At 59.2% G+C, this 17504-nt stretch carries 16 protein-coding genes, 1 tRNA gene and 2 pseudogenes; 8 read left to right on the plus strand and 11 right to left on the minus strand.

Annotated elements, in window-relative coordinates:
• Nucleotides 1–3 precede the first annotated feature (3 nt).
• From OHD58_RS25175 to OHD58_RS25200, 6 genes are read right to left on the minus strand one after another with little or no spacing between them, the layout of a single operon-like run.
• Nucleotides 4–1086 (minus strand): DUF4917 family protein, encoded by a 1083-nt coding sequence (locus OHD58_RS25175; RefSeq protein ID WP_263806414.1) that lies wholly within the window; start codon nt 1084–1086, stop codon nt 4–6.
• On the minus strand, nt 1083–2732 hold the full coding sequence (locus OHD58_RS25180; protein ID WP_263806415.1) for a DUF6119 family protein: 1650 nt from the start codon (nt 2730–2732) through the stop codon (nt 1083–1085). The genes OHD58_RS25175 and OHD58_RS25180 overlap by 4 nt, the downstream gene beginning before the upstream one ends.
• Nucleotides 2729–3934, minus strand: a complete 1206-nt coding sequence (locus OHD58_RS25185; protein ID WP_263806416.1) for a restriction endonuclease subunit S — start codon at nt 3932–3934, stop codon at nt 2729–2731. Before OHD58_RS25185 ends, OHD58_RS25180 begins: the two co-directional genes overlap by 4 nt.
• Entirely contained in the window at nt 3931–4893 is a 963-nt protein-coding gene (locus tag OHD58_RS25190) for a GIY-YIG nuclease family protein (RefSeq protein WP_263806417.1), read from the minus strand. Before OHD58_RS25190 ends, OHD58_RS25185 begins: the two co-directional genes overlap by 4 nt.
• Nucleotides 4886–6454, minus strand: a complete 1569-nt coding sequence (locus OHD58_RS25195) for a type I restriction-modification system subunit M (protein WP_263806418.1) — start codon at nt 6452–6454, stop codon at nt 4886–4888. The genes OHD58_RS25190 and OHD58_RS25195 overlap by 8 nt, the downstream gene beginning before the upstream one ends.
• Nucleotides 6451–7044 (minus strand): restriction endonuclease subunit S, encoded by a 594-nt coding sequence (locus OHD58_RS25200; protein WP_263806419.1) that lies wholly within the window; start codon nt 7042–7044, stop codon nt 6451–6453. Before OHD58_RS25200 ends, OHD58_RS25195 begins: the two co-directional genes overlap by 4 nt.
• Before the next feature lie 347 nt (nt 7045–7391).
• Between OHD58_RS25200 and OHD58_RS30790 the strand changes: the two are divergent.
• The 5 genes and pseudogenes from OHD58_RS30790 to OHD58_RS25220 form a co-directional block, all read left to right on the plus strand.
• A pseudogene (locus OHD58_RS30790) lies at nt 7392–7535 on the plus strand (hypothetical protein); the annotation flags it as partial.
• Nucleotides 7536–7553: 18 nt separating this feature from the next.
• Complete coding sequence (locus tag OHD58_RS30795; RefSeq protein ID WP_412177291.1) at nt 7554–8483, plus strand: tyrosine-type recombinase/integrase; 930 nt, start codon at nt 7554–7556, stop codon at nt 8481–8483.
• Nucleotides 8470–8976: a hypothetical protein gene (locus OHD58_RS25210; protein ID WP_263806421.1), complete on the plus strand. Its 507-nt coding sequence runs from the start codon at nt 8470–8472 to the stop codon at nt 8974–8976. The genes OHD58_RS30795 and OHD58_RS25210 overlap by 14 nt, the downstream gene beginning before the upstream one ends.
• Before the next feature lie 294 nt (nt 8977–9270).
• On the plus strand, nt 9271–9549 hold the full coding sequence (locus OHD58_RS25215) for a helix-turn-helix transcriptional regulator (RefSeq protein ID WP_263806423.1): 279 nt from the start codon (nt 9271–9273) through the stop codon (nt 9547–9549).
• Complete coding sequence (locus tag OHD58_RS25220) at nt 9542–11875, plus strand: PriCT-2 domain-containing protein (RefSeq protein WP_263806425.1); 2334 nt, start codon at nt 9542–9544, stop codon at nt 11873–11875. The genes OHD58_RS25215 and OHD58_RS25220 overlap by 8 nt, the downstream gene beginning before the upstream one ends.
• A 318-nt stretch (nt 11876–12193) precedes the next feature.
• On the opposite strand, the gene OHD58_RS25225 is transcribed toward OHD58_RS25220, so the two are convergent.
• The gene (locus OHD58_RS25225) at nt 12194–12520 is read right to left on the minus strand and encodes a helix-turn-helix domain-containing protein (protein WP_056114623.1); all 327 of its coding nucleotides are present in this window, start codon (nt 12518–12520) and stop codon (nt 12194–12196) included.
• Nucleotides 12521–12613: 93 nt separating this feature from the next.
• On the opposite strand from OHD58_RS25225, the pseudogene OHD58_RS25230 reads away from it, so the two are divergent.
• Nucleotides 12614–12947 (plus strand): annotated as a pseudogene (locus tag OHD58_RS25230) (hypothetical protein).
• A gap of 6 nt (nt 12948–12953) precedes the next feature.
• Here OHD58_RS25230 and socB read toward each other — a convergent pair.
• From socB to OHD58_RS25245, 3 genes are all read right to left on the minus strand, one after another.
• Nucleotides 12954–13673: a type VI toxin-antitoxin system SocB family DNA replication inhibitor toxin gene (gene socB, locus OHD58_RS25235; protein ID WP_263806430.1), complete on the minus strand. Its 720-nt coding sequence runs from the start codon at nt 13671–13673 to the stop codon at nt 12954–12956.
• The gene (gene socA / locus OHD58_RS25240; RefSeq protein WP_263806431.1) at nt 13651–14202 is read right to left on the minus strand and encodes a type VI toxin-antitoxin system SocA family antitoxin; all 552 of its coding nucleotides are present in this window, start codon (nt 14200–14202) and stop codon (nt 13651–13653) included. The genes socB and socA overlap by 23 nt, the downstream gene beginning before the upstream one ends.
• A 31-nt stretch (nt 14203–14233) precedes the next feature.
• A tRNA-Thr gene (locus tag OHD58_RS25245) sits at nt 14234–14309 on the minus strand.
• 376 nt (nt 14310–14685) lie between these two features.
• Here OHD58_RS25245 and OHD58_RS25250 point away from each other — a divergent pair.
• Both OHD58_RS25250 and OHD58_RS25255 read left to right on the plus strand, forming a co-directional pair.
• On the plus strand, nt 14686–15471 hold the full coding sequence (locus tag OHD58_RS25250; protein WP_263806432.1) for a ThuA domain-containing protein: 786 nt from the start codon (nt 14686–14688) through the stop codon (nt 15469–15471).
• On the plus strand, nt 15468–16520 hold the full coding sequence (locus OHD58_RS25255; RefSeq protein WP_263806433.1) for a Gfo/Idh/MocA family protein: 1053 nt from the start codon (nt 15468–15470) through the stop codon (nt 16518–16520). The genes OHD58_RS25250 and OHD58_RS25255 overlap by 4 nt, the downstream gene beginning before the upstream one ends.
• A 21-nt stretch (nt 16521–16541) precedes the next feature.
• Here the strand turns inward: OHD58_RS25255 and OHD58_RS25260 are convergent, their stop codons facing one another.
• Entirely contained in the window at nt 16542–17495 is a 954-nt protein-coding gene (locus OHD58_RS25260) for an NAD(P)H-dependent flavin oxidoreductase (RefSeq protein WP_263806434.1), read from the minus strand.
• Between the last annotated feature and the right edge of the window lie 9 nt (nt 17496–17504).

Below are 17504 nucleotides of genomic sequence, written 5' to 3' on the forward strand. Positions count from 1 at the left end.
GTTCTACCCCCAGACCTTGGCCGAAGCCGCGTCAAAATAATCGACCTTCGGTGCGGGGTAAGCCTGCGGTCGCAGCCCGACGATGTGATCAACATTGGCACGGATTATCTGGTTCGCCTTGCTGGAAGGATCGCCATAAAGACTGACAAACAGGTGAGCGATCTTTCCATACCCAATCATGTTCAGCACGTGAGCGTCATTCTTCGCGAACGAATGGCCATAGACGAAAAGAGCCGTGCCTTCCCTCGACTTCGTCTGACACACGCCGGCGAAGCTTTTGAAATTGTGGTGTAGGTAGGCGCTATGCTGAATCTTCGTCAGCTTACTCTTGCTGTCGCCTTCCGCCACGAACACAGGGAACAAGTTCTTCTTGAGAGCTTCATTCGCTTGATCGACCAGCGCCTTGCCGGTGTTCACCCATGTGTATTTTTGAAGCTGGTGACCAGCATCGAACAGGTGAAGCGCGCCGTGCAGATAGTGGATGTTTTGGCCATGCGCGGCTCCTTCTCCCTGCCATTCGACATAAGGCGCGTCATAGTCCTCTTGATCTTTTCGGAAGCCATCATCGTGGGTCAGCGCAATGCGCGCTAACACATCCTCTTCTTCGTGCATCAGTGCCCAATAGAGCAGCAGGTCGTAGTTCATCGTATAGATTTTGCCGTTCGCTCCCTCGCCCACGAAGTTTGAGAGGAAGGTTCGGCAAGCGGTATAGCGCTCATCGGAGATGTCGTTTGGCCGCGCCGGATGACGGCCCGCGACCGCCTGGATAAGGTCCGTCTTCAGCTTCTCGGCATCGGCCAACAGGAGGCGCTTGGTTGTCACGAACTTTGGCCGATAGACACTGACAATTGCAGCGGCGTGCTGAAGCGCACGAATGACTTCCTCGAAGTCCTGTGTGCCCATCGCCGCAAAGATGGCGGCCAGCTCTTTGGACATCGTCTTCTTCGCCTCTTCAAAGAGAGACCCATAGGCAAAGATGTCCGGTTTGCATGCGATGCTGAAGCCATTTCCAAGTAGGAGGTGCTTCTTGCCGTAGGTGTCGGCTTTGCGCAGTGCTTGATCAAAACCGAGGAGTTTGACAGTCATGCTGCCACTGCTTTCTTCGGCTTACGCTTCGCCTTGGTGGTAGTCGGCGCGGGCTTGGCGATCCAGGCAAACGCGCACTTGTAGCCAAGCGCGCGCAACTCATTCGCAGCTTGCCGGAACGTCACAAGGCTAAAGAATGGCAATCGGTTTGCGCCTGTACCTGTGCCGCTGCACAACACCGCATAAACGATGAGATGTGCTGCTTCGCTATACGGGCCAGCAGAGTTGACAACGAGGGCCTGATAGCCCGTCAGCCCAAGCGTGGCCTCCTGCGCGGCGATCTGCGCTCGCAGCAAGTCGCGAAATGCGCCATCCATTTTCATGACGCGGGCCGAAACTGTACCCTGATTGAACAGATGGCTGAGACGCGATGATGAAGTCTGATCCTTCACATGAATCATCGCCCCGGCATTGCTGAGAAAATCGCAGGCCTCGATAGCGTATGACGCACCTGTTGGCTTCACTAGCTTCCGGTCGAGGCAAAGCATGTCATGCCCGCCTGCCGCCACGCGATTATTGTATTTCTCCTCGTTGTCATCGGCCTGTGCCGCTGGCATGACGTGGGAGGTCACAGCAGCAAAGAAGTTCGTGACCTCGGTCGCTAGGTTCGTGTCAATCCGATACCAGCGGTCCGCCGAGAGAACGTACTTCTCGCCGTTGAAATCGGTCTCGAAAACGAGGCATTCCTTGATGCGCCAGCTCTGCCCGTCGTCTTTGCCGAGATCGTTGCACTCATGGACCTTATGTCCAGACAGATGCTCGGGGAGGTAGGCTGCAACGGCTTTCTCCTTCAGGTCCGCAACATAGCCCCCGATTTCGAGGTCGGTGTGGACGTTCGTGCTGCTGAACCCCTTGTAGCGGATATGCCGCGCCTTCTCGGGATCGTAGATCACGGGATATGCGAGATGCAGCGTGTCCGGAATCGCGGCCGTTAGGCAAGTGTTCAAAGCAGCGACCAAGGCGGTGTCGAGCTGGTCGATGGTTGCCTTGTCGCGGACATGCTTGATCTGGTCGATCCAAGCGAAATTGGTCTTGTAGTCACTCTTGCCGAAGGCTGCGTAGGCATCGGCGCACACCTGCGGCAAGTCGGCAACGTCCATTTCTTTGGTGAGCGTCAGACCGTCGCTACCAGCTACGCGCGTGGCGAAGGTTGCATCCTTCGGCTCTCCGGCAAGCCCGCGCACGATGTCGCGTTCAATATCGATGCTGAAGGCGGTCTGGTCAGATCGGCGGGCCGTTTGAGTTCGGCGGGACGTGGTGTTCTCATCGGGGGTGCGTATATCTGCGCTGCGCAGCTTATCAGGATCAACCGTGTTCAAGACCACCCGTAAACCGAAGTCCTGCTCAAAGGCATCTGGATCGAGCTTCACATGCCCAAGTCCGAAGGAAACGGCAAACCAGCGACCTGACGCCTGTACGAAAACGAGGCCATACGCGGTGGAGTTGGTGAGCTTGGTCTTTTCCGCTTCGGTCAGATCAAGAAACTTCGCCCATTTCGGCGTGCCGCCACCAATAGTGTCGAGTGCGATTTGCGCGCCCTCGAGTTTGCCCCACGCCGAAAGATCGACACCAGCGCGAACACTATCTGCCGGCTGCTTGCCGTCCCGCAGAAGGCGGATGGAAACCGTGTGGGTTTTCTTGGTCATGCCACGCCTCCTGCGGCTATTCGAATTGCCGAAGCGAAGTCGTTGAAGCGCCTATCTAGTGGCTTCTCGTCGGCCAGCAGCTTTTGCATCAGGCCTTGCCGTTGATTTATCGTTTTCGCCCGTGCTGATTGCAAAAGCTGTAATGAAATTACTAAGGCCGTCGCGACCCGTGCAATTTTGATCTGGTCATCTATAGAAGGGACAAGGATTTTCTCTTCTTTGATTATACCTGCACTCAAATTCGGCTGACCCGACCCTTGAACTTTTCGCAAAAGAGAGGGGATGGCGTTTATGACGGAATGGTACAAATAGTCAGGGGTAACTAAGTCGCCGCGCGGAACCACCGCGAGTATGGCTTGGTTGGTCGTAGCGTCCACTCTGAGCCTGCCCACCTGTCCGGCGTTGGCTCCATACATGGCAATTAGCGTGCTGCCTGCAGGCACCCACTTCGCGCTTGAAGCCGCCAAGCCCCGTTCGCTGAGAGTTTCCTCCGTAGCGAGGATGTCTGACGACGCTATTTCGCCCGACTTCACCCAAGGAATGCCGCCCCCGAAGGATTCAGCATCTCCTCGATCGGGCGTCCCACCGGAATAGCAGTGGGATATCTCACCAAGCGGAATTTGTTGATAGGGCTTTCCTTCCGACCGCCCAAATTGCCGACCGGCAAATAGATGCTCCAGCAATACCGATTGCCGTGCTGACTCGGCGCGGATCAATCTGCCGCTCTGGTCAATGGCTTGGTCCCAGGCATCAAGAAAAGCAGCGATGCGCTTTTGCTGCTCAAGCGGAGGCGGTGCGGCCGGAATTTCACAAAAGGCGTCGAAATAGAGCCGCAAGCGGTCTTCCGTGAGTCCGTGAGAATAGGCCCAAAAAAGATGGATCATGCGCGCAGACTTGAACCAGTGATAGGCAAAGCGGCTATCGATGCCCGGCTTTGGCGCGAGCACAACGTAGGCCGGACTGACAACGCCATCTGCCTCTGCGAGACCGCAGGCTCCCTGCCACATCCGCATCATGTTGTAGGCGATGTCACCCTTGCGGACGAGCAAATGCTGATCAGGCCTGAGCGCGGATTCGGTTCGTCGATCCAGGTCGTCCCGAAGTACTAGGCTGTCGTTCATAGTGACCGACATAACCGGCAAGCCCGGTCTGCCCGGCTCCTGACGATTGTCGAAATAATCTCCGAGATGGGGGCCACTCATGCCGCGCCCTCTGCGCCAATGCGTTGCTTACGCCACTCGCCATAGGTTTGGCCGGTTGTCGCATGCTTCCAGTACCGCGGACCGCTCACGTTGCCGCCGTAAACGACACGGGCAGCGCCCGAAGGCGTGTCGAATGGGGTATCGGCGGTGAAACGCAGGAACCTGTCGTCGTCACCAGGCACAAGAACGCCTTCTGCAATGAGCTGTTGCCTGCGACGCTTCAGGCCATCATCGCAACTTGGCACCTCCTGCCGTTTTGCGATGGACCCGGCCAAAACGACAAACTCGTCGCCCGCTTCACGCGCTTTCGCCGCTGCTCCCGCTTCGGAGAATGTGAACAGTGCATCACCGTCTGCCGGGGGTGCATATGGGGTCGTTGCCGTCGTGGTTGTTCTGTCCTGTGCGCCCGCCTCGTGACCCGCGGGGCGCAAGACGTCGAAACCCAGAACCGGCAACAGGATTTCGATCTCGTCGAGCACCCGTTCCATGTCGGCGATTTCCGGCTCGGGCAGTCCGCGAAACGGCGGCTCTGTGCCGTTGACAAGTTTTGCCCGGCCCGCATTGCGAATTGCGGCGATGATCCTGCTTTCCAAATATCGACCATGCGCCTTCGTGAGGTTTTCGTCTTTCGAGACAATCAGCACCGCGCGGGTAAAGAACTCCTTGGCCTCGTCGGCATCGTGATAGGCAAGGCGCGTTCGCACTTGATCACCTTCGCCGACATAGACAAGCTGACGGCCCGGCAAATCCGGGTCAGGCCCAACGAGCAAATAGACGCCCGTGCGAGTCGCTTCTTCTCTGCGGATAAGTTCGGGTAACGCCGTACGAGAGGCCACAGCCGCCCGCACCGACGAAACGCCAAGTTCCGCGGTAATGACGCCCGATGGCGTGCCATCAACGAGATAAAGCTTGAGCGTGCGGCCTCGACGGGCAGCGGAACGGGAAGGGGCCTCAGACATCAATGCCAAGCTCCTTGAGGTAGAAGTTCATTTTCTCACGCGTCTGCGCAAGCTGGTTTTCGAGATCTCGGATTTCGTTCTGCACGGCCTGGAGGTCCACTTCAGGCTCAGGCTCGAACGTGTCGACATAGCGCGGAATGTTGAGGTTGAAGCCATTCGCTTCTATCTCTTCAAACGTCGCCTTATGGGAATACCGGTCGCGCTCACTGCGAGCGCGGTAGGTGTCGACGATCTTGGAAACATCGTCATCGCGGAGGCGGTTCTGCTTCTTGCCTGTCTCGAAATCCCGGCTTGCATCGATGAACAAAATATCGCGCTCATGCGCCCGCAAGCCGTTGGTCTCGCGCGACCGGTCGAAGACCATGATGCAGACGGGAATACCCGTTGTTGGGAAGAGTTGGCCCGGAAGACCGATGACCGCATCAAGGCTATTGTCGCGGATCAGCTTTTCGCGGATTTTCCCCTCAGTACCAGAGCGGAACAGAACACCATGCGGCGCGACCACAGCCATGCGGCCGACATCGGGACGCGTGATAGCCAGCATGTGGAGAATGAAGGCGTAGTCGCCCCGGCTCTTGGGGGGCATATGTGGCGTGAACCGCTTATAGGGGTCCGGCAGCGGCTTGCCTTCGGAATCATTGTTCCCCCACCATTTGTCGAGGCTGAAGGGTGGGTTGGCGACCACCACGTCAAAACGCATCAGGTGGTCGCTCTCGATCAGGGTGGGCGAATTGAGCGTGTCACACCAGTCAATCCGCGCGCCGTCTTGCTTGTGCAGCAGCATGTTCAACCGGGCCAAAGAGCGCGTTTGACCGTTCGATTCTTGACCGAAAAGCTGAAAATTGCCATCGCTGACTTCCTCGCCGGCGCGCAGCAGCAGCGAACCTGAACCGCAAGCCGGATCGCAGATGCGTTCCCCGGATTTGGGGTTCGCGAGCTTGGCGACTACTTCGGAAACCTTGCGAGGCGTGAAGAACTCACCTGCCTTCTTGCCAGCGTCCGACGCGAAACGCTCGATCAGGAAGATATAGGCATCGCCGAGAATGTCTTCCGAGGTATCAGAGAGATCGAGGCCGGGTTTGGCAAAGTCTTCAAGAAGGGTTTTCAGCCTGCGGTTGCGGTCTTTTGTCTGACCAAGGTTCGTTTCGGAATTGAAGTCGATGGCGCGAAACAGCCCCCCGAGTTTGCCCTCGTTCGCCTTTTCAATCGCATCGAGCACGATGTTGATTAGCTCGCCGATGTTGTCACGCGAGCGCCGCTCATAAAGGCTGTAGAAATCGCCAAGGAAGCTCTCCTCGACTTCGTTCGTCTTGGTGTTTTTCAGCTCCACGGTGGGCAGCTTGAAGCGCTCACGATCAAGGCGGCGCTGAATGCGAAGCTCGTCACCGCCGTACTCGCGCCGAAACTCTTCCACATGCTTGCGGCGCACGTCGCTGATGTACTTCAGAAACAGAGCGGTAAGGATATAGTCCTTGTAGCCGGATGCATCGATTGCCCCGCGAAAGGTATCGCACGCACGCCATACCGCTGCGAGAATGTCGTCTTGCCGAAGGGCAGTCATTGGGCACTCCTTGAAAAATTGCGTCCTGTGTCCGCCGCTCGAATTGCGCGGCTGACAGCTTCACGGCTTAAAATTGTATTGAGGTCGGCAAGCTGCTTGAGCAGCGTCGCCTCGCGCTCAAACGACTGCGCAAGTCCGGCGATTAGCTGCTGCTGTTCCATCGGAGGCAGTGGAACCTCAGTCTTTTCCAGCGCCTCTTTTGCGAGGCGAGCGAGTCCAGTGCCTTGTTTACCGCCGGATAAAGCGGCCTGTGTCGTGGGCAGATCGAGAAAGGCCGCAAGGTACTGCGGATTTAAAAAGGCTCGATTAGGTCTGACCAGATAAAGGTCCAACGAGATAAAAGCCCCGAACACCGCCTCCGTGGCAACGCAGACATCCGTGGTCACACCGCGCGCTCCGACGATCAGGTCACCCTCTTCAATTGTCAGCGCGCGCGCCACCGCAGGCGTTTCACCGATGGCAAGAGCTGGCGATTTACCCGCCCTGATGTCGGAAAGGTCGGAAAGTCGTATGAATCGAGCAGCACCATGGGCGGCCTCGCGGACCGAGACCCCAGACAGTACGTTCGCGATTTCTCTGAGTTCGAGCATGCCTCAAACTACAGAAGACCTCTGGGGCGGTCAATATGAAACTTGAGAGATTCTCTAACAAAATTCCTTCCGCCAACACGTCATGCGGTTTTGGCCTTGCTGGCTAAACTGAACGTGCCGTTGCTCTTGTGCGTCTGATCGCGCGTGCGCAGGTGTTGGACAGCGCTTCATTGTGCCGGATCAGGCTGGCAAATGTTAGATAAGTATCTGATATTACTTGTATTTTCAAGTTGATTTGGTTAGTTTGAGTTGAGGCCAACAGGAGGTCTCAAATGCCTAACCTACGTCTTACCCGCCGCGCCATTGACGACATTCCGTTCTCGGCAAGCGGCCAAATCCTTTACCGCGATACGCTGCTTTCTGGTTTCGGCCTTCGGGTCGGCAGCCGCTCCAAGGTCTATTTCGCCGAGGGGCAGGTGAACCGCGATACCCGCCGCGTCACCATTGGTCGTGCAGACCTATTTGCGCCGGAGGTGGCCCGCAAGAAGGCGCTGGCGCTGCTGGGTGAAATGGCCGAGGGCCGCAACCCCAACGAGGAAAAGCGCAAGGAGACGGTGGAGCGCGTTACGCTGGCGGTGGCCTTCGAACGCTTCTTCGAGGCGCGCAATAAGCTATCACCGCACACCGTCAGCAACTACGGGCGCACCGCCAAGCTCTACCTCAAGGCATGGCGCAAGAAGCCCATGAACCAGATCAACCGACAAATGGTGCTGGCCAAGCATCAGGAGATTGCCAAGGCGCATGGCGAGGTGACGGCCAACAATGCGATGCGGCACCTCCGCTCCGTCTACAATTTCATTGCCGCCACCCAGGACGACTTCCCACCGAACCCGGTTCTGATCCTTTCGCAGGCGCGGGCATGGTATCGCGAGCGGCGTCGGCAGACCTTGGTCACGGCGTTGGACCTGCCCATGTGGTGGAAGGCGGTCATGGCTGAGCCTGACTATTCCCGCGACTTTCTACTAACGGCACTGTTCACGGGAATGCGCAGGGGCGAGCTGATGAGGCTGCGCTGGGACAACGTGTACCTCCAATCGCGAACCTTGCACCTGCCCACCACCAAGAACGGCGACCCGTTGAACCTGCCGCTGTCGGCGTTCCTGGCGGACCTGCTGACCAAGCGCAAGGAGCAGGCGGCCGACTCGCCTTGGGTGTTCCCCGGCCCCGGCAAGAACGGTCATCTCGTGGAGACCAAAAAGTTCCTGCTCCGCGTCACCACAGGGTCAGGCGTCAGCTTCACCCTGCACGATCTGCGCCGCACCTTTATCACCATCGCCGAAAGCCTTGACGTTCCCTACTACGCGCTCAAGCGGCTCCTGAACCACCGCGCCAACGGCGATGTCACGGGCGGCTATATCGTCGTCAATGCTGAACGCTTGCGCGTGCCGGTCGAATTGGTCGCGGCCCGGATATTGGAGTTGGCCAATGTCAGTCAGTGACTCCACATACCGGACGACCTTGGGCGATGGAACAAGCGTGCTGGAACGTGTTTTGCTCGGCATCATCAATGCCCACACGGATGCCGATACCGAGGGGCGGCAGTGGGAACGGCTGAACGCCGCGATGTCTGCACTGGTCGGGCCAACGACTGCAAAAGAACGCAACCTGGAAAAGGCTTTGCTATTCATCGTGCGCGAAAGACAGAGGGACGAATGTGATGTTGAGATGCAGGCGATGTGCTCGGGGCCAAGCGCCTCGCGCGCAGAGACACGCTCCGTGCCCACGCTTGCTAGGCTTGCGGCAGTAGAGATTTTAGGCTGCGCAATGCCAGTCGAGAAGGTGCCCGCCGTCCATGCGCTCTGTGCAATGTATCAGGACCGATTTGGATTGCATGCTCGGGACTATGATGAGGTCCGCGAAGCTCTCCAATCTGAAGCTGTGCAACACATCTGCGACGAACTGGCGGAATGGGGTATCGCCACCCGAGCATAGTAATCTCAATGGCCTGCTGGCTTTTTGTTTCATTGCCGATTGCCGCAATTGAACGACGGCCAACCTTATGCAATGAAATGTGTGCGGATGAGCTGACATCCATCGCCCGGAGAAGTCCGGTGGCGAGTAACCCCAGGATTGGCGGACATCGCTGAGGCCTGACGGACCATACTCTTGCGGGAGGTTCCTCCCGGCCATGTCAAGTAGCTGAGAACTGAGAACGGGACCGATTGCCTACTCCGGCGTCGTTTTCACCCGTGCGCGCTCAGTCGCGCCATTCAGAAAGCTACTGATATGCAATCAATCAGTCAGCATCGCGCTCGTAAGGGCGCGATCGTTTCTTCGGACCAGCAACCGCAACAGCAGATGGAGCGGTTCCTGACGACCGGGCAGGTGGCCACCCTTACGGGTGTCAGCGAATCCTATCTCGAAAAGGGCCGCATCTACGGCTATGGCCCGCCCTTTATCAGGCTTCGCCCCGGCTCCAAGAGCGGCGCGATTCGCTATCGTCTCAGCGCCGTAATGCACTGGCTTGAAGAACGGCAATGCGACCCGGAGGCGGGTCATGTCTGAATCGAGCCACAAGACTTTACTCGCCTTCCTTGTCTCCCTTGCCGGTCATGGGCGAACCGACTGCTACAGCCGGTTCAACGTCCGTACCGGCAAGGGGTATCTCTTGGCCGAGGAGGCCCTGAATCAAGATGTTGTCGCCGCTCACCAAAGCGGCGAACAGCCTATAGCCATCTATCTGTTTGCGGGCGAAACGACACGACTCGCCGCTCTGGACATCGACAATCATGGATCGGAACTGAACTGGCAGGATGTGGCCCAGCGCACCCGGCCGCTTGTCGAGGATTTGCGCTCGCGGGGCATCACGCCTCTCGTGGTGCGCTCGGGAGGCGGATCAGGCATTCATATTTGGCTGGTCTGGCGAGAGCCGCAGAATTGTCGAGATGTCCGCCGACTTCTGGCGCGGATAATGCGCAAGCACGGTTTCAAGCCGGGCACGGGCGGCATCGCCAACGACGAAATCGAGGTCTATCCGAAGCAGGATTCAGTTCCAGCAGGGAAGCTCGGGAATCCTATAGCACTGCCGTTCTCACGCCGCTCCGTTCCCCTCGACGGCGATCTTCAGCCGCTTTCCCTAGATGGCTATACGCCTGCGGCCATCGAGGATTTGCATGCGCCACCTCTTGCCTTGTTGCCGATGGACGATCTTCCCCATGACGAGCGGCCCCGGCCTCCCCGCTATCCTTCGCCGCCGGACGTGGTGCTCAAGGGCGACGAGTCGCAGGCGAACGCAGCCCTTCGGCATGTTTCCGCGAATGACTACGACAACTGGATTCGGATGGGTTTCGTGCTCAAGCACTCCTTCGGTGAAAACGGCTTCCAGCTTTGGGACGAATGGTCGAAGTCGTCGCCCAAGTATCCGGGCGAAAGTGAATGCCGAAAAGTCTGGGATAGCCTCGACCCCGACGGCGCGGTCGGCATCGGAAGCCTCTTTTATTTGGCCCAGCAAGGAGGGTGGAACGGACCCAGCGAGCCGCAAATCCGTGAAATGAACGCCAAGTACGGCATCGTCACCCAAGGCACGAAAACCATGATCGTTGAAAAGCAGATCGACCCGGACGAGGACAATGCGTTCGTGTGGATTTCAAAAGAGGTGCTACGGGATCGGCACAGGTCGGAGAGTGTTCTTGTCTCAACCGGCAAGACCGTCGAACAGGTGCCTTTGCCGGTCTATTGGCTCTCTAGTTCCGATGCCGACCACTATCGGCGTATCGACTTCAATCCGGGTCTGCCGCCCGGCCGCAATGGCGATACCTATAACATCTGGACCGGCTTTGCGATTAGACCGGAACCGGGCGACTGGAGCATCCTCAAGGAACACATTGCTGAGAATATCTGCGACGGTGATTCAGAACTGAACGAATGGATGCTGAATTGGCTTGCCCTTGGCGTTCAACGACCCGGAGATGTCCTTGGAACGGCCCCCGTGCTTTCGGGTCTACCCGGTGTTGGCAAGGGTGTTCTTGCCCATAGCTATGGAAGCCTCTGGGGTCGGCACTACACGACCATAACCCAGGAATCGCATGTGAGCGGTCGCTTCAACGCGCATCTGTTCGGACGGCGCTTCATCTTCATCGACGAAGGCATATGGGGTGGCAATCGGCAGGATGCCGGAACAATCAAGACACGCATAACGGAGCCCTACATGATGCTGGAAGCTAAGGGCATCGACCCGATGCGGATTCGGAACCGAACGATCTACATGGTGGCTTCGAACGCGGCATCCATTGTTCCGGCCGACCTTGCTGACCGCCGCTGGCAAATGTTTGAAGTGAGCGACAAGCGACGCGGTGACCGCGACTACTTTACGGCGCTCGCGCAGCAGTTCGAAGCCGGTGGGCGGGAAGGAATGCTATACGACCTGCTAAATCGCGATGTCACTGCCGGTCCCGATCCACGCCGCACGATCAAGACTGCGGGGTTGTTCGACCAGATCCTTCGGGCCCAAGGACCGGAGTTCCGCTACATCTTCCAATTTCTCGACGACGGCTTGCTTCCGCAACCCGACGCACCGGGCAATGGACCTGGAGCAACGACCGTGCAGGCCATGTTCAACGAGATGCGCGCCGCACATCCTGGCGGGCAGTACGTGAACAAGGGCGACTTCGGCAAACGCATGAGAGCGATCATTCCTGGCATCAAGGATGTGCAGAGCGGCTGGTTCATAGATGGTCACGGGCCGAATGCGACACGGTCGCGGTCAACGCGGTACACCTTCCCCCCGTTGTCCCAATGTCGGCGCGCGTTCGAGGCACATGCCGGCCAGAAAGTACCGTGGTCGAACGATCTCGAAGACTGGCAGGACGGGCGCACAAGCGACCCGTTCTGACCCCACGCAGCCAAAAATGGGCGATATGGGCAGCATGGTTGCTTTGCCCATCGCCAGCCCTTGTTGCCGCCGCCCCTAAATGCCCCCTTTGCCCATACTGACCATATCAACCATATCGGTTGCACTCACTCAGCCGTTGGCCCTGTACCGGGCTGCCACCCGTGGGGCGCAACCTTATAGCCACCAACACCTCGGATGGCCTCTGAGCGGCCTTCAGAGGCCCGCTGGCGCTGCTTATGCAGTGTGTGTGGGGGGGCAACAGCCCAAAGCGCAGGCGTGCTTAGCCTACCTCGGAGGCCATTTGCAGGTGGTGAAACGCTACCCCACAAACGCCTTCAGCATTTTGGCTGCCCGGCCAAGCTGCTCTTCGTTCATCCTCGAAAGGGTGCCGTTGATCTCAGTCAACAGCCGCGCTCTCTCGCCTGTTCCCGGTACAGTGTCGGCACCGAATAGGACTGGCGCGGGAACGTCGAGCACCATCGCTATTTTCTCCGCAGTCTCGAAAAGCGGCGCGGCTACGCCTCGTTCGATTTTGCCGATGGTCTCGCGGGAGACGCCAACCTGACCGGCAAGCTGCTCAAGGGTCCAGCCCTTGGCCTTTCGGTGATGGCGCACATTCGCACCGAATAGTCGCTGAAGCTCCATTGCGCACCTCTTCCTGACGAAAGCGGCAATCGGCTGCGCAAATCGAGAAATGAGAACTTTGCATTCTCACAAACGAGAACTATAACATCTCATATTGCTAAGGTGGATGTTGTGGTTCTGTATCATGGCGACATTCGATACTCTGGGATACGTCTTCAACTGGCTCTTGCTGATCTTCTTCGGCGGGCAGGCCTTCATCTTCGTGGGCCTCGTGCTGTGGATGGTCTGGACCGACGGCATAAAGCCAAGACTGATCCCCGTTGATGACATCGCGAGCGTGGCCGACGACATCATCGCCCGCTATCCCGACCCGGAGCTTGAGGCTTTCGCCCGCCATGAGCGCGCGTGGTACGATAGCGACGGCGCAGAGCAGACCTATTGGTATCGCGTGCGGAAAGCCGTCAGGCGGCGGTTGGAAGGGCGCTGAGGCGCCTCATCCGAACAGGGGGCCGTGACCACCAGCGGCCTTGCGGCGAACCTCGTGCTCGCGTGCCTCGCTGACTTCGCGCCAGATTTCGTAAGTCTCGCTGACCATCTGGTCGAGCTGGTCGAAGCCGAAAAGCTCGACGCCTTCGTCGGTGCTCATCTTCACTGGACGCTGGTCATCAGCGGCGTCGCCAAACTGAACAATGCCGAGCCGAGCGGCGGCGAAGTCGGGATTGGCGACCCGGATATGCTCATGCATCATCGAGAAGACGAAACGCCTCGCCTCAGCCGTCAGGCGCTTGCCGCGCCTGGGATCGATGAAGATCACCAGTGGCGCATCCTCCAGCGCCGTCACCATCGGCAACCAGTACTCTACCTTCTCGCCGACGCTCAGCGACAGGGCGAAGAAGGCTTGAGAGCGGCTGCGCAGGGCATGGGAGCGCGCGAAGTCATGCAGCCCTTTGGCGACGAGCAGGTTGGCGTCGCACTCATCCTCGGACGTCGCCTTCGCCCGTATCAGTCGTTTCAGAACCGGCCATGCGGTCGGATCGGCCGATGCGAACATATCGGGCTGGACATTGAAGATGTCTGCGAACCGGGAGCGTACTGGCTTGTAGGTGATCGTTGGATGCCCGAGCTTGAAATGCTCAAGGGCGCGGCGCTTCTGGTCAGTCGGCAGCGTTGCGACGCGGGCAAGGTCGATCTCAGGTAAGCGGCGTATCTTCATCCGGCTCTCCCGCGACCGGAGCCGCGCCAACGGAAACCTTGTGATTCTTGAATCGGTTAACGATTACATCATCGGGGATTCGCAATCCCAGCGCAACCGACGTTCGCCCTTTGTCCGCAATGTAGTGCCACGGCGCGTCCTTGGCGTGGGAGATGTCCACCAGCCGTCCCGGTGATAGACGACCATAGGACGATACGATACGCGCCAAATGTCGGCGAACGGATAGGTCTTCGGGCAGACTGAGTGTCGTACGCTCGCCCGTCATCACGTTCTGCCCAGTCGCGCGGAAGTCGATAGGGGAACTGCCAGCCGTCTTAAACGCGGCGTAGGCCGTGGGATGCACCGGCCCGTACTGCCAAGCCTCGAAATAGCCGCTGACCAGAGGTCGTTTGCCTTCGATCAGGAAAATGGAATGGGCGAAGTAGAGGAGTTTTTGAAGGGCGAGATTGGTGACCTTGATCCCCGACCTGTCAGCCTCGTCCAGCATGAGGTTGGCGACGGCTCTCGGATCGTATGGACCACCGGTCATCTGCGCACTTTGACTTCCTCGGGCTGGGAAGTGGTGCCGCTTAGGTGACTCGAACACCTGACCCCATCATTACGAATGATGTGCTCTACCAACTGAGCTAAAGCGGCTTAACCCTTCACACTGACCATACTATGGCCCTACTAACTTTCACTCACCAGCCCCAACCCACTGGCTTCGAACCACATTCTCTAGCGGACCCGCCAATTACGAATGATGCGCTCTACCAACTGAGCTAAAGCGGCATTTCCGGCGGCGCGACGCGCCGAGCGGTTTGGTGCGCGCCTGATAGCTTCATTGCGGCACAAATTCAAGCCGCCAGCCGACCGAAATGCCGGCATGGTTAGGCGGCAGGCTTAACAGCCACCAGCCGACCTCTCTGGTGCAATTCCCGGTTTTCACTGGTGCAATCGCATCTGCGGCCTTCACAAGGCCGATTGTCATCGTTAGGCTTGGACGATCCAAAGCGCTTTGGGAGAGAAAATTATGCCGATACGGACCGTCGTCTGGGGCGAGAATGTGCATGAGCAGAAGGACCCGATCGTGCAGTCCATCTATCCGGACGGCATGCATGCGGCGATCGCTGCCGCGCTGAACGAGAACACGGAGATCAACGCCACCACCGCGACGCTCCAGGGACCGGAGCACGGGCTGACCGAAAAGCGGCTTGCCGAAACGGATGTGCTGGTCTGGTGGGGGCACGCCGCGCACGGCAAGGTCGAAGACGCGATCGTCGAACGCGTGCAGCAGCGCGTCTGGGAAGGCATGGGTCTTATCGTTCTGCATTCCGGCCATTTCTCGAAGATCTTCAAGCGGCTGATGGGCACGCCCTGTTCGCTGAAATGGCGTGAGGCGGGCGAACGCGAGCGGCTCTGGGTGATCAACCGCAACCACCCGATCGCCCGCGGGCTCGGCGAACATTTCGAGCTTCCGATGGAAGAAATGTACGGCGAGGCCTTCACCGTGCCGGAGCCGCTCGAAACCGTCTTCATCTCCTGGTTCGAGGGTGGGGAGGTGTTTCGCTCGGGCATGACCTTCCAGCGCGGCGCGGGAAAAATCTTCTATTTCCGGCCGGGCCACGAAACCTATCCGACCTATCACGACAAGAATGTCCGCCAGGTTCTGCGCAACGCGGTCGAGTGGGCCTATAACCCCGCGCCGGCCTGGGCATCTGTCGCCAATGCGACGAACGTGCCGGTCGACAAGGCCTTGGAAAAACTGGTCGAAAAGGGGCCGAAGCTGCACGCCCATGGCGAAGAAGGCTTCAAATGACGCAGCGGCTGCTCCTGCTCGGCACTGGCGGCATCGCTACCCACCATATCGAGGAATTCGCGGCGATTCCCGAATGTGAATTCGTCGCCTGTGCCGACGCGGTGCCGGGCCGCGCCGCCGCCTTCGCGCAAAAGCATGGCATCCCCAAGGCTTTCGCCGGCCTCGACGAGGCGATCGCCTGGGGCGAGTTCGACGCAGCGGTGAACGCGACGCCGGACGGCGTCCATATGGAAACGACGCTAGCATTGCTTGCCGCCGGCAAGCATGTGTTCTGCGAGAAGCCGCTGGCGCAGAGTTATCCCGATGCGTTGCGGATGGTGGAAGCCGCCGAAGCGGCTGGGCTGATCAACATGGTCAACCTCACCTACCGCAACTCGCCGGCGCTTCAGAAGGCGCGTGAGATGGTGGCCGGAGGTGACATCGGCGACCTGCGCCATGTCAGCGCCGAATATCTGCAGAGCTGGCTGGTCGGCAAATATTGGGGCGACTGGCGCACCGACGAAAAATGGCTGTGGCGGCTCTCGAAGGGCCACGGCTCGACCGGTGTGCTGGGCGATGTCGGCGTTCACATCCTCGACTTCGCCACCTATTGCGCCGGCGAGAGCATGGCGAGCCTTTACGCCGATCTCGCCGTGTTCCCGAAGGCGGAAGGCGACCGCATTGGCGACTATCGCCTCGACGTCAACGACAGCATCGTCATCACCGGGCGCATGGTCTCGGGTGCCCTGGCGACGGTGACGGCAACGCGCTATGCCACCGGCCACGCCAACGACCTGGTGCTGACGCTTTCCGGCACGAGGGGCGCCGTCAGGGTCGAGACAGACGGCAAGATTTCGAAGCTTTCCGCTTGCCTCGGCAAGGATGTCGACGAGAATCGCTGGAGGGAGATCGAGACGCCGCCGCTGAAACGCAACGCCCGCCGCTTCGCCGATGCGCTGATTTCAGGCAGGACCGGCGATCCGTCGTTCCGCCGCGCCGCCGAGATCCAGAAGCTTATCGACGCGGCCTTCGAGAGCGGCGAGAAGGGTGGGCCGGTCAAGATCGGGTGAGGGCGGACGCGATTCCTCTCGTTACGCGGCCAGCTTGCGTTTGGCCGCCTCGTACTCGCCGGCCAGCCGGTCGACGAGTACGGTCGCCGGAACCACTTCGCTGACCGCGCCGATACCCTGGCCGCAGCCCCAGATGTGCTTCCAGGCCTTGGACTTGTCGCCGCCGAAATTCATCTTCGAGGGATCCGAGACCGGCAGATTGTCGGGATCCATTCCGGCGTTGCGGACCGAGCCTTTCAGATAGTTGCCGTGCACGCCGGTGAACAGGTTGGAATAGACGATGTCGGCGGCTTTCGATTCGACGATCATCTTTTTGTAGTCGTCGGTGGCGCGCGCCTCGGTGGTGGCGATGAACGGAGAACCGATATAGGCCATGTCGGCGCCCATCGCCTGCGCGGCAAGGATGGCGCCGCCATTGGCAATGGCGCCGGAAAGCAGCAGCGGCCCGTCGAACCACTGGCGGATTTCCTGCACCAGCGCGAAGGGTGACAGCGTGCCGGCGTGGCCGCCTGCGCCGGCGGCGACCGCGATAAGCCCGTCGGCGCCCTTCTTGATGGCGTTGCGGGCATGCCGGTCGTGGATGATGTCATGCAGCACGATGCCGCCATAGGAATGCACCGCCTGGTTGACCTCCTCGACCGCCCCGAGCGACGAAATGACGACCGGCACCTTGTATTTCACGCACATGCCGAGATCGTGCTCGAGCCGGCCGTTCGACTTGTGGACGATCTGGTTGACGGCGAAAGGGGCCGCAGGCCGATCCGGATTTTTTGCGTCATGGGCTGCGAGATCCTCGGTCACCTCGGCCAGCCACTCGTCGAGCTGCGCCTCGGGCCGGGCATTGAGGGCCGGAAACGAGCCGACGACGCCGGCCTTGCACTGCGCCAGCACCAGCGGCGGGTGCGAAATGATGAACAGCGGCGCCGCGACGACAGGCAGGCGAAGGTTTTTCTGGAGAATGTCGGGCAGCGCCATGAAACGCGT

The sequence above is a fragment of the Mesorhizobium sp. ZC-5 genome (assembly GCF_025753855.1).
In the GTDB taxonomy this organism is placed as follows: domain Bacteria; phylum Pseudomonadota; class Alphaproteobacteria; order Rhizobiales; family Rhizobiaceae; genus Neomesorhizobium.